16 protein-coding genes and 2 tRNA genes are annotated in these 15,259 nt (G+C 36.1%); 2 read left to right on the top strand and 16 right to left on the bottom strand.

The features are described from left to right. Positions 1-184: 184 nt before the first annotated feature. From A374_RS11570 to A374_RS11580, 3 genes are all read right to left on the bottom strand, one after another. Positions 185-958, bottom strand: a complete 774-nt coding sequence (locus tag A374_RS11570; RefSeq protein ID WP_007202396.1) for an RNA polymerase sigma factor sigma-70 region 4 domain-containing protein — start codon at positions 956-958, stop codon at positions 185-187. Between the two features lie 21 nt (positions 959-979). Further along, on the bottom strand, positions 980-1,960 hold the full coding sequence (locus tag A374_RS11575) for a hypothetical protein (RefSeq protein WP_007202397.1): 981 nt from the start codon (positions 1,958-1,960) through the stop codon (positions 980-982). Positions 1,961-2,440: 480 nt separating this feature from the next. Next, positions 2,441-3,304 carry a MarR family transcriptional regulator gene (locus A374_RS11580; RefSeq protein WP_007202398.1) on the bottom strand — a complete coding sequence of 288 codons (864 nt, stop codon included), beginning with the start codon at positions 3,302-3,304 and terminating at the stop codon, positions 2,441-2,443. 1,549 nt (positions 3,305-4,853) lie between these two features. Between A374_RS11580 and A374_RS11590 the strand changes: the two genes are divergently transcribed. Then, complete coding sequence (locus tag A374_RS11590; RefSeq protein ID WP_007202400.1) at positions 4,854-5,402, top strand: tyrosine-type recombinase/integrase; 549 nt, start codon at positions 4,854-4,856, stop codon at positions 5,400-5,402. Positions 5,403-5,783: 381 nt separating this feature from the next. On the opposite strand, the gene A374_RS11595 is transcribed toward A374_RS11590, so the two are convergent. Beyond that, positions 5,784-6,014 (bottom strand): hypothetical protein, encoded by a 231-nt coding sequence (locus A374_RS11595; protein WP_007202401.1) that lies wholly within the window; start codon positions 6,012-6,014, stop codon positions 5,784-5,786. A 113-nt stretch (positions 6,015-6,127) separates the two neighbouring features. Continuing rightward, the gene (locus tag A374_RS11600) at positions 6,128-6,901 is read right to left on the bottom strand and encodes an HNH endonuclease (protein ID WP_007202402.1); all 774 of its coding nucleotides are present in this window, start codon (positions 6,899-6,901) and stop codon (positions 6,128-6,130) included. A 109-nt stretch (positions 6,902-7,010) separates the two neighbouring features. On the opposite strand from A374_RS11600, the gene A374_RS11605 reads away from it, so the two are divergent. Beyond that, entirely contained in the window at positions 7,011-8,141 is a 1,131-nt protein-coding gene (locus tag A374_RS11605; RefSeq protein WP_007202403.1) for a Shedu immune nuclease family protein, read from the top strand. 72 nt (positions 8,142-8,213) lie between these two features. Here A374_RS11605 and A374_RS11610 read toward each other — a convergent pair whose 3' ends face one another. From A374_RS11610 to racE, 11 genes are all read right to left on the bottom strand, one after another. Beyond that, positions 8,214-8,681, bottom strand: a complete 468-nt coding sequence (locus A374_RS11610; protein ID WP_007202404.1) for a hypothetical protein — start codon at positions 8,679-8,681, stop codon at positions 8,214-8,216. Positions 8,682-8,684: 3 nt separating this feature from the next. Beyond that, positions 8,685-9,059 carry a hypothetical protein gene (locus A374_RS11615; RefSeq protein WP_007202405.1) on the bottom strand — a complete coding sequence of 125 codons (375 nt, stop codon included), beginning with the start codon at positions 9,057-9,059 and terminating at the stop codon, positions 8,685-8,687. A gap of 203 nt (positions 9,060-9,262) precedes the next feature. Further along, positions 9,263-9,517, bottom strand: coding sequence for a hypothetical protein (locus A374_RS11620; protein WP_007202406.1), 255 nt, complete (start codon positions 9,515-9,517; stop codon positions 9,263-9,265). A gap of 102 nt (positions 9,518-9,619) precedes the next feature. Then, entirely contained in the window at positions 9,620-10,636 is a 1,017-nt protein-coding gene (locus A374_RS11625; protein ID WP_007202407.1) for a tyrosine-type recombinase/integrase, read from the bottom strand. A 160-nt stretch (positions 10,637-10,796) separates the two neighbouring features. Then, positions 10,797-10,873 (bottom strand) — tRNA-Arg (locus A374_RS11630). 180 nt (positions 10,874-11,053) lie between these two features. After that, a tRNA-Gly gene (locus A374_RS11635) sits at positions 11,054-11,127 on the bottom strand. Positions 11,128-11,246: 119 nt separating this feature from the next. Beyond that, entirely contained in the window at positions 11,247-11,774 is a 528-nt protein-coding gene (locus A374_RS11640) for a metallophosphoesterase family protein (RefSeq protein WP_007202408.1), read from the bottom strand. Positions 11,775-11,788: 14 nt separating this feature from the next. Then, complete coding sequence (locus A374_RS11645; protein ID WP_007202409.1) at positions 11,789-12,379, bottom strand: XTP/dITP diphosphatase; 591 nt, start codon at positions 12,377-12,379, stop codon at positions 11,789-11,791. Further along, positions 12,376-13,119, bottom strand: coding sequence for a ribonuclease PH (gene rph, locus A374_RS11650; protein ID WP_007202410.1), 744 nt, complete (start codon positions 13,117-13,119; stop codon positions 12,376-12,378). The genes A374_RS11645 and rph overlap by 4 nt, the downstream gene beginning before the upstream one ends. Before the next feature lie 94 nt (positions 13,120-13,213). Further along, positions 13,214-14,275 (bottom strand): GerMN domain-containing protein, encoded by a 1,062-nt coding sequence (locus A374_RS11655; protein WP_007202411.1) that lies wholly within the window; start codon positions 14,273-14,275, stop codon positions 13,214-13,216. Positions 14,276-14,398: 123 nt separating this feature from the next. Then, on the bottom strand, positions 14,399-15,202 hold the full coding sequence (racE, locus tag A374_RS11660; protein ID WP_007202412.1) for a glutamate racemase: 804 nt from the start codon (positions 15,200-15,202) through the stop codon (positions 14,399-14,401). Between the last annotated feature and the right edge of the window lie 57 nt (positions 15,203-15,259).

A 15,259-nucleotide genomic window follows, 5' to 3' on the forward strand; every position in this document is an offset into this window, starting at 1 on the left:
ATAGTAGGGATTAGTACATTTCCCTAACAAAGTTCTATTACCTTATTTAACAGGATAACTCACAATTTTACAGTTTTCAAGCATATTTTTACAGTATTTAATTTATATACAATGTTTACTTTTAAAGCACACTTACTTTAGTCATCTGAAAAATGAAAAAAGAGACAGCCTAGGATGTTACTCCCTAAGCCATCTCCTGTAATTGCTCTTTATTAAACTCCTGGTATATGTCTGCCCTTCTCTTTCCTGTTACTATCATTCCTACTGTAGACCTTGCTACCTTATACCTATCTGCAATATCTGTCTGAGTCATCCCTTTAACAAAGTACATTTCTAAAATATGTCTTACTGCTCCTGCTGTTAACTTACTGCTCTTAGGTCTTACTGCATCTTTGTTAAGGTTTTTAAACATTACAAATAGTCCTGAATGGTTCTTTCCTTTAAGGATTTTAATTACTGAGCCTACTGGAATATTAAAAGCTTCTGACAACTCCTCTATGCTCCTATCTGATTGATAAAATCCCTCTAACATTTCATAAGCTTCATAAGGTGTAACCTTTGCCTCTAAAGGCTTATCAGTTAGCCCAATAATATAAGCATGAGTTAAGTTATCTGCCTGACTTAAATATTCAAGGTTACTAAGACTATTATCTGTCTTGACTCCTGAGATATGGTTAATTGTCTTACCCTCAGCCATCTGTTTAATATACTCCTCAGCATCTGCAAGTATCATTACAATGTGATGTAGGTAAACTGTAGTATTTTTTCCTTTATGTCTTAAAGTATAAAACAGGTAGCCTTGCTGAGTTGTGCTTGATTTTCTATCTCCTTTGCTACCTATCAAGCTTTGAATTGTAACAATGCCTGACTCAAGGTCATAACTACTACCATCTAGCTCCATATACTTATTAACTAATTCTACTCTGTTTTTCAACTGTTCTACATTTAATCTAATCATCCTTAATTCCTCCATAGTGTTTTATTTTATTTTTAGTAAGTGTTTAATTTCTTCCTCAACAGTAGTAAGGACTAGCAAAGCATCCTTATGCACTGAAGCTCTTTGCTTAATTACATCAGGCTTAATTTCAGCAGGTTTTACTACTTGCTTAGCTTGTTTACTTTCTTGTAGCATTTCATGAGCTTTTTCAGCTCCAAATAACTCTTTATACATGTTAAATAATTCAGCATTAGATAGAGGCTGTTTAACATCAGACTTAATATTTTTTCCCTCTGCATACTTCTTTATCTCTTGCTTATTAAGTGCCTGAGCTGTACCCTGTTCCATTCTGTCTAACCTCACAGCCTGACTAATTACATCTGTATCTGGATGTCCTGTCTGATTGTACATAGAACAGAACAGCATACCAAAGTAAGCCATCTCTCTAATAAATCTCTCATCTGTAACATCTGCCTGAACAAAGTTGTTAGCATTACCTTTGCTCAGCTTGTTTCCCCTGTATAGATAAGGACTTTCTTCAATCATTACTCCTAACTGTTTAGCATCAAAATATTGACTGATGGAGCTTAGCTCTCCCTTAATCATCCACCTTAAGGACTTTTGCTTTACTGATTGTAAGTTCATCACATCATCAGCAGTTAAGCCTGTGAAATCAATCATTAGCTGTCTGTCCCTTGCACTGCCTGTAATAGCTGACTTATAAAGAACATCTACAAACTTATCTAACTGCTCCTCTGTTAATGTTCTACTGGAAAGAATGCTCATGTCTAAGGGCTTTTCTACCCCTGCCTCAAGGCTTTCTATTTCTTCCTCATATTCCTCTTTGTTATCTGAAATATATTTTCTTATAGCCCTATCTGAGACACCTACAGCTTCTGCATATTGCTTTTGAGTTACCTGACTTGTAACCTTTAAATAAGCAAATGCTAAAGCATGGTCTAAGGAGCTAGAGGGATTGTTACTTTCTATATACTCAGCAATTACTTTCTCTTTATCTGACATGTTCCTGCATCTCCTTTTAATACTTTTGTAAGATTCCATTTTTGTTGCTTTTTTTATTTCAAAAACTTATAAGGGAAAATTAAGGAGCAAAGACATTTGCTAAAGGCAGGTAAGCCAGCAACCTCTACTCCCTATCTCATATATATATCTGACTGTCACAAACTAACTAAAGTACTTAATGCCATCTTTTAAAACTTTTTTCTTAAAAAGGCAATGCTTAGGCTTAGCTGAACTGAATAGCTATTGCTCCCTCTTTTAACAACTTGAGAGTGATTGTCTTAGCCTACATCTATTAACTGTATCCATCCTGCCTCTATTAACTCAATAAATGCAGAAGAGGCATCTGTATTAATAAAAGCCTTTAAGCCAGCTCCATCAATTACAGTTACCTCATCCCTGTACTATATTTAGTTAAGTAGGAAAGAGTGTTTCTAACTCCTACAGATAAGATGTTGCTCATCCAAATTCTCCTCTTTTCTCTTATTTTTTTCTTGTAATAGTAAACTCAGTATAAGTTGAAGGCTCAGGATATCCTTCTTGTCTGTATATAATCAAAGGATTAACTTTAAGGACTGTATGCCTACCTACCTTAATCCTTGCAAATACTGCCATATCTCCCCAATACAAAGAGCTAACTTTCTTACTAACTAACTTCCCTTCCATACCTAAAGCCTCTGCCAGTTGCTCAATAGTAATGTATTTATCCTTGCTTGCATCTACCTCATAAGGGTTAGCTGTAATCAGGTTATGATGATAGTTTACAAAAGGAATAAGTCTGTAAATAAAACCAATGTCAGCAGGTTTAATCTTGTTCTCTGCATATAGTTCCTTAATGTTATCTATGAACACTCTTACTGTCTTTTTAACTGATGTTCTGCTATTTACATCTTTTCTAAAACAGTATTCTTTATTGATGTAGAATGCCTTATACTCTTTGCCATATAACTCTGCTTTGTCTTCTGATACTAATCCTAAATCCACAAACTTCTTTACAAGGGCATTAATTGTATGAGCTTTTTTAATCTTTAATACCTCAGCCAGTTCCTTCTTAGTCATGGGTAATTTTGAATCATTATTCATTTTCAACATATTTTCATAGCTGATATAACTCTGCATTACTAGAAAATAACCTTGCTCTTTCATGCTTAACATATTGTCTGCCCCCCTAACTTTCTCCATTTTGGCAAAATAAAAAGGATGCTTCTCTGTTCCTTGAGCATCCCTGTAGGCTTGTTTTCTCTTTTCATTGTCAATTATGTCCTGCTGTTGCTTTGTCCTGATGCTAACTACATCATCAAACTTTTCACCTGTCTCAATATCCACCAATACTCTTTTTTCTGTCATTGTCATTAACTCCCCTTAGTTGCATAATATTGGCCTCCCATATCACTTATAAGGCTCTATCTCTCAGAAACATGTTTAGCCAGTAAAGGCTTTTACCCCTTTACACCTATACATCTGACTGAATGCTGCCTTTTTAAAGTGTATTTGATTCTAAAAGGACAAAAAGTTATTTTTTAATGGGAGTATTTTGCTGAGGAGATAATTAAAACTTGAATAACAACAATAAGGTGTAATTACACAGAAGAAAGGTTTGTAATATATAGGGGTTAGCTCCTTGCTATATAAGCTTTCCCTAGTTTAAGCATGAAGGGGGAGTATAGAAATAGGTGTAAAAAAAGGGCATTTAATAAAAGTGGACTCAGCCTTAGAGCCACAAGGGATAGAGCCTATTTTAGCTAATGAGTATCCTTCTTTATCTTTATAGACTTGCAAACCTTAAGGCTAAAGCCTTGAGCTAAAGCTCACTAATAATAAATAATAGACCCCAATAGCTCTTTTTAGGCTACAATATCTCAGCCTTTATTACAGTATCAGGTGTAGTTTGTGTGCAGGTAATTTAGTAATTACAGCTTCTAATTCTATCCTGTTGTTTAGGTTCTAATAATAATCCATTAGTTTTCCTATATTAGTTTTGAGGATGCCCTTGGCAGACTCTAGCCTGAAAGGCTAATACTACTGTTAATACAGTAAAATGCTTTATTATGGACAGTTCAGTTACTTATAATTAGTGTAGAGGGCTTAACAGTCCTTTATTACATGCCCTAACAGGCATTAAATCTCTTTTATGTAAGGAAACAGCCAGGAGCTGTAACAGGCTTTTGTCTTTCCCTTGCATCTTTGAATATTTTTGTAAAATTCTTATTAAACTTAATTCCTTATAGTGTATCCTCTTGTCCTTAACTGGATGAGAGGCTCTTTTTTTATGGATTTGGAAGGTAATAAACTATATTTTTATATGTACCAAAGAAATATGACCTTAGAGCATGTTGAACACAGTTATTATTAAGAACTTTGACTTTGTATCTGTTTTTAAAAGGATTACTATTATCCCTTTCAACAAACACCATCTGACCTCCATGCATACTAAACAGAATATCTGCCTCCATTATTGCTAATCTTTTCTTTGTTTCTTCAATACCAGAAATACACAAGCACATCCTCATCTTCCCCCTCCAACATTATCCATTTATATCCATTATACTTGTAAATTCCCAAGAAATCAGCCCTCTTTAAGCCTCTCCTTTCAGTAAAATTTTGCATAGGAACTGTTATTCAATTCCCTTAAACCATTGCCATGACTGCATTTAAAAGGTGTCCTCTACTCTATCCTCCTCAAACAAAAGAGGAACAAAAAGAACAGTTTTCCTTTACTTTGATTGTATTAGCTCTTGCTTGTCAGACTAAAAAAATGTAACACAATGTAATTATGTTACCTGTAGATTATTGTTATATCAGCCTATAACTGCTATGATAGTTATAGACAAGGATTTATGTAACATAATGAGTCTTAACTATTACATTAATTGTACATATAGTAGGGGGAATAAAAGTGAATACAGCTCAGCCAATAACTGATATGAAACTGATTAAGGATGTTATGGAAGTCTATAAAAAAGGTTCAAAGCAGTATTTACTGTTAGCTTACAGTTTAAATACAGGACTTAGAATATCTGACATACTGAGGACTAATGTTAAGGACAGCTTGAGAGGTATCTGGAAGAACAGAGAGGAAAAGACCAATAAGGAAAAGTTGATTGAGCTTAACCCTAAGCTACAGCTACTGATAAGGGATTATGTTGAGGCAGAGGGATTAGTTGAGGGGGACTTCCTCTTTTACAGTAATAAGGATAGGAGTAAGCCTATAAGCAGGGTACAGGCTCACAGAATAGTAGCTTATGCAGGAGATATGGTAGGCATTACACTAAGCTGTCATAGCCTTAGAAAGACCTTTGGTTACATGGCATACAAACAGGATGTAGACTTAGCTTTGCTCCAGTATATCTTTAACCACAGCTCACAAGCAGTAACATTAAGGTACATTGGTGTTACTCAAGATGAGGCAAACAAAGTAACTACAGGATTATCAATAGGTATATAAGTTGGGGTCAGGCAGATGCTGTAATGGTGTCTGTCTCTTTCTTTATATGCAACAGCTCCTATCACCTCTCAGACAGACTGCATAAAACACTCTGAATTGTTTGCATTGTGCAGTAAAAACTTGATAATAAAAAATGGTCACACTAAAAGGGATTCAAGGTTGTATGAGCTAATTGAAAAGCCTGATGCTAATCACCCCCCTACCATGGGGGACACCCCCTCTGAGGACATGAGGGAAGGCTATAAAACATATATATTCCATTTTTTCAGCATCTGGAGGACTCTATCAGGTTACTCAGCTACAGGACTGCTACCTAACCTAATTGTCACAAAGTGCTATTTCTTCAAGTTTCAGCAGGAAGGTACAAAAAAGAGAGCCTTTTTAGCTCCCTTTAACTACCTCACCATTTGACTTAACTTTTGTACCTTTAGGATATTGTTGAAACTCCTTTAACCTACCATCATGATTAATCTCACTTGCCAATGGCTTCCTAGGTATACCATCATTAAACTCCACTAATGCCCTTGCTAATCTGGAGACATTCAACTTACCTATCTCAATAACAGTTGCTTTATCTAATTTTTTAAAGTTTATTTCTAATCCCTGTTCCATATACTAAATCCATCTCTCATAGCTATATGGCATTTGCATATAATAAAACAATTATCATCAGAGGAAACTTATTTGTCAATGTATTCCAGTATACTGTAATTATTCAACAGTCTTTATCTATAAAAACTCTGTAATTCCTCTAATGATACTTGAATTTCTGAGTTATTAAGTCTCTCTATTCTCTTTAAATATAACTCTTCTAACATATCCACTTTATCCTCAAAATGACCAAAGTGTAACTTCTTATGACAGACCATACAAAGGGAAACAATGTTTGCATGTACATCTATGCTACAGTCAAACTGTTCTTGAAATTTCATAGGAATTATATGATGAGCCTCTACATAGTTTCTTTGGCTAAACTTAGATGTAAAGTGAGTATGGTGATTATCTACCTCACATAAGTAATCTGCATCAGTGACTGCATCAATTGCATATTTAGGATTCCTGCTCCAAATTTTTTTGTTTTTAACAGTCCTATATTTTGGTCTATCCTGTTTAGTATCTATAATGTTTACAGGTCTATTTTCATTGGATATATTTTGCTTAATCTGCTTTTCATACTCTATTTCATCCTTTAATAGCTCTGTTTGATATTCAATAGTCTGAGTGTATTCAAGAAACCTTCGATAGTGGTTTAATGAAACACTATACATTCTATTTCCATTTTTATTCTTTTGGAGAAATTCATTACTTTCTTGAAGTTCTTTTATGACAGAATTAATAACTAAAGGCTCTTCCACATTGTAAAGGTTCATTTCATCCATTCCATAACTAGTTAATTCAGAGCTAATTGTTTCTATAGCATTAGCATACCTGTTGACTGAATATGGAACTATGTTTCTATTATTTTCAAGCCAATAGATAAACTCATTTTTAATAACCATGTTTGATATTCTCCTTATACAGTTTGAGTCAATTATAACCTAATCTACTATAAAAATTACAATTTATGTATTCTAATGGTATAATTTATCTAAAAAAGGAGTCAATATGATGGAAATTGTTTTAAATTCTACATCTAAGGATTCTGCAATGGGGACTGACATTATTTTAAGAGAGAATAGTTTAACTAGATTAATATTCAGACCTCAAATTGTAAATAATCAAAAGGATATCAATGCACCAGTAAATGGTTGCTTTATCTTTCAAAAAAAGAAAAAAGCTGATATGTGGGAAGATTTCAAAGATTTTAACCTTTCATCTCTAAAAGCATATGAGGGAATCAAACTTGAGTTAAAGTCAGAAGAAATGCTCAAACTAATGACTGAGGCAGATGCTTACTACAAAATTCATAGAGAATATGGAATTGTTCAGGGTAGAAGTTTCTTTACCAAAGCAAATAGCCAATTGCAAAAAGTCATAGAAATGTTTAAAAAAGATAGCACCTTATTTGAAGCTCTATTGGATGAAAACAAGCAAGAATTAGTTAAGCAGACATTTGAATGGATGGCTAACACTAAAAATTCAGAAGATATAATCTCAAGATTATTAGAAGTTAAGGGAAATGAATTAGACAAACTTAATAACCTAATTGGAATTACAAATATTAGAAAGTTATTAAAGGTCTGGCATGATAATTCAGACAATACTGATGAGGAGTTTTGGCAAAGGGTTTTTACTGAAAATTCTTGGGTATTAAGCCAAATATTTGCTAGCCCTATGTTACTCTTTGCAGATAAAGCCTATGTAGGTGGTAAAGGAATTGGAAATAAAGGTGGAAAAGTAGTAGATTTCATGTTTAAGAATGATTTATCTAATGATGTTGCATTAATTGAAATTAAAACACCCAACACTGATTTACTCTCAGGTAAGTACAGGCAAAATATTTACTCTATCCACAGTAATTTAACTGGAGCAATTGTTCAGGTATTAGGGTACAAGGAAACATTACAAAGAGAATACAGTACATTAAGAGGTAGTTCTGATAAAGATTTTAAAGTTTTCAACCCTATGTGTGTTGTTATTGCGGGGAAGATGGATGACCTTGAAGAACAGAAATTACAGTCATTTGAATGGTATAGAAAAGAAATGAAAAGTGTAACTATCATAACATTTGATGAGCTGTTTAAAAAAGTGAATTTGCTACTTGATTTATTATCAGGAAAACAAGAAGAGAGCAACTAAATGCTCCCTTCTTTTTTATGTATCTGATTTTAGACTTAGTAATTATGATTACTAATTACATCCATAGAGATATTAATTTTCTTGTCTTAACTCTTCCATCAAGCCTTTTAAACCAGTTGTTACAAAGTCAATTGAATCTAAAACAGCATATTGAGCATCTCCAACTAACTTCTCATTATTATCTCCATATACTCTGATTTCTTTTTCAACTTCCCTCATCTTTTCAATTAGTTCATTATTCTTCAAGGGAATTGCATGAATTATTTCTCCTAAAGTTGTTTCTAATTCCTTATACCTTTTCTGATAATTAGTTGCCCTATTATCAGGACTTACACTTCTGATTGCCAATCTAATTTGCTCTAGCTTCTTATTAACTTCTGTAAAGACCTCAACTTTTCTATAATTTTGTATTATTTCAAGTGTATCACTAGCCCTATCTGCATGCTTTCTTGCTTTTAACCAAGCTACTACTGCTACAATGCCTGATAGAATTCCTATTATATCTGCTATATTACCTAACCCATTTAACAAGCTACCCATATGTTAAAACCCTTTTTTTATGTGCTGATATTTTGGCAATACTCTATACAGCTCATCAAACACTTCTTCCCATCTGTCATTTTCCCAAAATGCTCTAGTTAATGATTCAACAAAATGATAATTCCCACTATGTTGAGGAACTATTTCATACATCTCATCCTCAAATTTCCCATGACTAACCTTTTCTTTGTTATCTATTTTAGTTCTGTACCTATCCAGTAAATCCATAATAAGGTTGTACTGTTTTTTTGTAATTTCATATTCATAAATGGCTCTATCAACAGATGTATTTGAAAACAGTAAGTTCTGTCTAAAAGTAAGTACTTCTATAGTTTCTTCAAGCTCTTGGATTCTTTTTAATAAATTATTGTTATCCAATTTAAGTCCCCCCTTGTTTTTAAAACACATTTATAATAATACAATAAATCCCAATGAATGCACTACTTTTGTACTATAATTACATGATAAACAAACTAAGCTATTAAGATTTATATAAAACTAAATTAACAATCAAGGTCTCTACCTAATAAGAGAAACAAAACAAAAAAAGGAGCTGACTTAATCAGCATCCTCTGTTCTCCTTACAATAATCCACTGTTACTTAAGTAAATTCTAGTAAGGTAGCCTGACAATAGCATGTAATAGCCCTCATCATCATGAAAAGGCTTTTTAGCAACCTTGTCCTCTGTTAGATATTCATTAACTAAAAGGAACTCTCTTGCTTTGCTAGTCCATAACTCATACATTTCATGTTTAGCTTTTCCATTTTCAAAAGTAAAACTTTCCCCTAACTTGAGCATCTCATCTAGCCAAGTGTCCATCTCAATATTTTTCATCTATCTTCACCACCTTGTACATCCAATATACTACTAATTTTTGGATTTAAAAATACAGAAACATACAAAAAGCCCCCTACTAAAACAGCAGGAGGTAAGGTATTATAAGTACTCCCTGAGGTTATCAGCAACTTCCTCAACATCTAAGTCTAAATACTGAGTTGTGACAGCTAGGTTAGAGTGTCCTAGGGCTTTAGAGATTAATGCAAGGTTTGCCCCTTTTTCTAATAAAGTCTTTGCATAGCCCCTTCTAAGGGCATGAGGATTAATGTTATTTAACCCATACTTTTTAGCATATTTATTTAACTGCTTTGAAATGGCATTGTTTGTGGACTTTGTATTAAGAGAAGTTCCTTTGTAGCCTATGAACATGTATGAATTTTTCTGTCCATAATATGCTCTTATTTTATTGTTCTGGTTAATTAGAACCTTTAGCAAATGTAGTAATTCATCATCAAGAGGCAACTTTAAAATTTTATGGTTTTTTAAAATTGTTCCCTCCATACAGAGTACCTTATTGTCAAAATCAACATGCCTTTCTTGCAGTTGTCCTAATGTATTAATCCTAACACCTGTTCTATACAGAGTAAGCACTGCTACAGCATCCCTTAATCCAATAAAGGTATTTAAGTCTAACAAAGATAGAAGAACCATGACATCATCTTTCTTAGCACCTTTTTTAACCTGCTTATCAACTTTAATATTAATACCATGCCAAAACTTTGAGCTAAACCACCCATTATTAAAACATTTACCCAGAATAGCTTTTAAACATTTGAGCCTTGTGAGCTTAGTCTGATTAGATACTGCCATTGAATTGAGCCACAAATAAATACTATCTGTTGTAATATTCTCAAGGTATTCAACATTTGTAGCTTTCCTAAACTGTTCCATGTAGGTTACATAGTCCCTCATAGTTCTCTCTCTGTAACCACTCACTGTCATTTGCTGAATTATTATTTGCATAACACTGTCTAAGTCTCTGCCAACTTTCACACTTGCTGTAACTGATGTAGATGCCTTTGTAGCAGATAATTTTTTCTGTATACCTGAAATATTTTCTTTTTGAAACAGATTAATGTCTGCATCTACATTAAAAATACCTTTTTTCTTTGTCATACTGTCTCCCCCATTTATAAAGCATAGTTAGAGGCAACAGAACTTTTACTGAAATATATATAGGCATAAAAAAGAGGATACTCCCACAGTGTTCTAATCTGTGTTAGCATCCCTTATCTGTCCAAAACCCTGTCATTTCAAGGGTTAACATGTAAGTAAATGGCGTCCCAGGAGGGATTCGAACCCCCGACCGTACGCTTAGAAGGCGTATGCTCTATCCTGCTGAGCTACTGGGACTTAGTATGTATTTTAGAGCCCTTTCCGCCTAGTAATGCAAATCTTGCGATGACAGAGCGCTGCGGGCACACAGGTTCGTTTTCCTCTGTAGGAAAACTATATACGTTCAGTTCAAGTTTTGACTTTCTGGAAGTAAAAGTCTTGCGCCTTTGTTTCCATTGCAACGTGAGAACTAGCAAATGGAGCGGGTGATGAGAATCGAACTCACGACCAGAGCTTGGAAGGCTCTTGTTTTACCACTAAACTACACCCGCACATTAAGATGAATGTCACTAACATCAGCGACATAACTAAATATACTATAGGATGATAAAGATGTCAACAGTTTTGGGGAGAAAACTTCTCCCCATGTTTAATTTTTCGTAATACTATGTTACACATTCGCTTTACGAGGAAATTGTCGTTGCAGATCGGTTACTTCTTCACCTGTTTCTAATGTTAAATAGTGAACCGTAATGTATTGGTCATCAATGTCACATAGTACATACGTTTTTTCAGTCCGCTCTCTCGGCAAGCGAAGACTTCCTGGGTTAATATAAATCGTTCCATTCGTTTCAAAGCAATGAGCGACATGTGAATGACCGAAACAAGCAACTTCTGCTCCTGTTTCTTCCGTACGATATGTAAGAGAGACAAGGGATTCTTTTACGTTTAAGAGATGACCGTGTGTAATGTAAAAACACGCATCACCGATGAGTTCAATTGCTTCGGTTGGTAAATCTGGCGCCGCGTAGTCCATATTTCCTTTGACGACAACAAAGCCTGCCATTTCCTTCGCATCAGCGGTTAGTTCACAATCTCCACAGTGAATCATGCGCTCCACTTCATGCTGATGACGCTCTTTCACTTGCTGTAGCTCTTCTCTATACCCATGACTATCACTGACGATTAGAACTTTCACTCCACGTTCCCCTCCTAAAATAGTGCACGTACTTGACGTTCCAATTGATTTAATGCGTCTCTTCGATGGCTAATGGCATTCTTTTCATCTTTGGATAATTCGGCCATTGATGTTGTATCATTAATCATAAAAATCGGATCATATCCGAAGCCGTTATTTCCTTTGCGTTCATAGCCAATGTGCCCGTTACAATAGCCTTCCACAATGATTGTTTCTTTGCCCGGGCGCGCGACAGCTAGCGCGCACACAAAACGGGCCTTGCGGTGACCGTCAGCGACGCCACGCATTTTTTCAAGCACTTTATCAATATTTTTTTCATCACTCTTATCCATACCCGCATAGCGTGCTGAAAAAACACCAGGCTCGCCATGAAGCGCCTCGATTTCAAGTCCTGAATCATCAGCAATGACGGGCACATTATAGGCCTTCGCAATTGCTTCTGCTTTTAATTTTGCATTTTCTTCAAACGTAATGCCGGTTTCTTCTACATCAGGTGCTTGCTCAAGATCTAATAATGATAAGGTTTCAATACCAAGAGAAGCAAACATCGTTTGAAACTCTTTTGCTTTGCCGGCATTTTTCGTTGCTACAATTAACTGTTTCATGATAGGTTGTCCTCCTTCATAAGGTTCCCAATAATCTCTTGTTGATATGCCATTAATTGTCGTGTTCCATCATTTCCTAGCGCTACTAAACGCTCTAGTTCACGATACGAAAAAGGTGATTCTTCACCTGTTCCTTGTAATTCAACAAATTCTCCACTGCCGGTCATGATAATGTTCATATCGACGGCTGCAGTTGAATCTTCTTCATAATCTAAATCAAGCAACACGTCGCGCTCTTTATTCATGCCCACTGAAATAGCACTTAAGTAATCTGTTGCTGGCATTTTTTTAAGTTTGCCTTGCTCTAACAGTTTTCCAAAAGCTAAGACCATTGCTACGTACGCGCCTGTAATGGAAGCTGTTCGCGTCCCGCCGTCTGCTTGAATGACATCGCAATCGATCCATACTGTGCGCTCACCAAGCACCTCTAAATCAACAACCGCACGTAATGCACGACCAATCAGCCGTTGAATTTCCATCGTTCGTCCCGTTACTTTGCCTTTACTTGATTCTCGAATTGTTCGTTGCTGTGTGGCGCGGGGTAACATGGCATACTCGGCCGCAATCCAACCTTTGCCTTGATTTCGTAGAAAAGGGGGCACACGCTCTTCGATACTTGCTGAGCAAATAACCTTCGTATCACCCACGGTAATTAATACAGAACCTTCTGGGTGTTTTAAATAATGAGGCTCTATTTGGATGTGTCGCATCTCATTCCAAGCTCGTTCATCTTTTCTCATTGCAAGTCTCCTGCCTTCTTTTCAAACATCGTTTTCCATAAAAAAAGAGAGGGGTAATGGGTCCCCTCTTCATCGTACCATAGTATGCTTGTTATTAAAATTCACCTGTTTCGACAATTTCTGTTCGCGACACTGGTGCAGTTAATGATTTACCTGCTTGATTCTTTAAAGAAGCTTTGCCATCCACTTGGATTGCTACTTTTTTAACTCCTTCAATTTCTGTTAAAGAAAGTACGAGTGGCTTTAATACTTCATCATCAATCATATTTGCGGCTTTATTTCCTAAAATGGCTTTATTGAAGTTCAACGTTACGACGCCATCTTTTACAACGGGTTTATTCATAAGCTTCACGTCATTGCGTACATCGCTAAGTAAATGGCTTTCACTTGTTGGTCCTTCAATGAGCTCTTGAACGGCAGCAGCGACCGCATCCTGATTCTCATTGACGGCTATACGTCGCGTAACCGGGACATAGTACGTAGTATTGCTGCTATTTTGCGCTACAAAATATAAAGTAGCTGTATTGCTGTGCGCCATGTTGGTCACAGCGCCATTTTCAATATTAATGCCATCGCTTCGTGAGACACCTTCCCCAATTGGCGTATGCTGCAGTGGCATATCCTTTTGATCGTGACCTTCAATTTGAATTTTGACTGTTTTGATTGCTTCAAATTGTGTTAGGGTAAACGTAATCGCTTGTAATAGCTTGCGTTCATCTTGTGCGCGGTATTCTTTAAATTCTTTCGAAAAATTCGCTACCGCTGTTCCATCTTTTTCAACAGTCACATCTAATACGCGCGTATCAGTCGGCAATACGGCTTGAAAGCCATTTGGTAGCATTTGCGTGACAGGACCATCTTTTACTAAATATTGTAGCACTTGCTTCGCAGCCATTCCTGACTTTGGCAATGGTAGCATTTGCGGTACGACGAGCCCGTTGCTATCAAATAAATAGAGCTGACGTTTGACTTTATTTTTTTCACTAGCAGCTGTTGCCTTTGATTTCGGTTGTGTTTCTTTTTTATGTGAAAGCGCTGGTGGTGGATCAATCTGTTTACTTGCCTCCTCTTTTCCAAAGCCTAGCCCGCATCCTGATAACAATAAAGAAGCGGAAACAGCAAGAATTGGCCCGCCAATCTTTAACGATTTGCGCATACTTCTTCCCTCCCCGAATGGTTGTACTAGTATGTATACGAGCTATTAGGCGTTTTAGACCAGTTGCATTAAAAAAAGAGCATTCTCATTCACACGGAATGAAAACACTCTTTTCGTTCGTTCCTATAACTCTCCTAATGAAATATGTTCCACATCTTCAACAGGAACTTCCATCCATTGATTGGCAATTTCTTTAAAGTTTCCATTGCTTGCTGTGGAATAATAACGATGAAGAGGCATTCTCTCACCCGTATAAAGGAGTTCTGAATGATCGAGAATGACAGACACTTCACGTGCTGTTTCAGCACCTGAACAAATTAATTCCACACCCTCGCCCATTACTTCAGCAATTACAGAACGCAATAACGGATAATGCGTACAGCCTAAAATTAAGGTATCAATTGGCGTTTCCTTTAAAGGAGCTAGCGTCGTTTCGACGACTGCTCTTGTTGTTGCCCCTGTCCATTCTCCATTTTCAACAAGTGGGACGAAGGGAGGACAGGCAAGACTATGAACAGAAACATCTTGTTGAATTTCTTTTAGTGCTACTTCATACGCTTTGCTTTTTACCGTTCCAATCGTACCGATAATACCAATTTCTAAGTTATTCGTCACCTTCAAGGCACTGCGTGCTCCAGGATGAATGACACCAATAACCGGGATATCTAACGTTTGTTTCACTTCTTCTAAGATGGCAGCAGTTGCCGTGTTGCAGGCAATGACGAGCATTTTAATTCCTTTAGTCATTAGAAATTGAATCATTTCCATCGTATAAGTTTTCACTTCTGCAAGTGGACGAGGCCCATACGGACAACGCGCCGTATCACCTACATAATAAATTTCTTCTTTCGGAAGTTGTCTCATCATTTCACGTGCGACCGTCAGCCCACCGACTCCAGAGTCGATTACGCCTATTGGTTTATTCATTATTCTTTCGCCTCTTCCTTTGTCTGTAGAGCGTGCTTGCGCGGATGGTTCGAAACT

It is taken from the genome of Fictibacillus macauensis ZFHKF-1, assembly GCF_000269865.1.
Lineage (GTDB): Bacteria > Bacillota > Bacilli > Bacillales > Fictibacillaceae > Fictibacillus_C > Fictibacillus_C macauensis.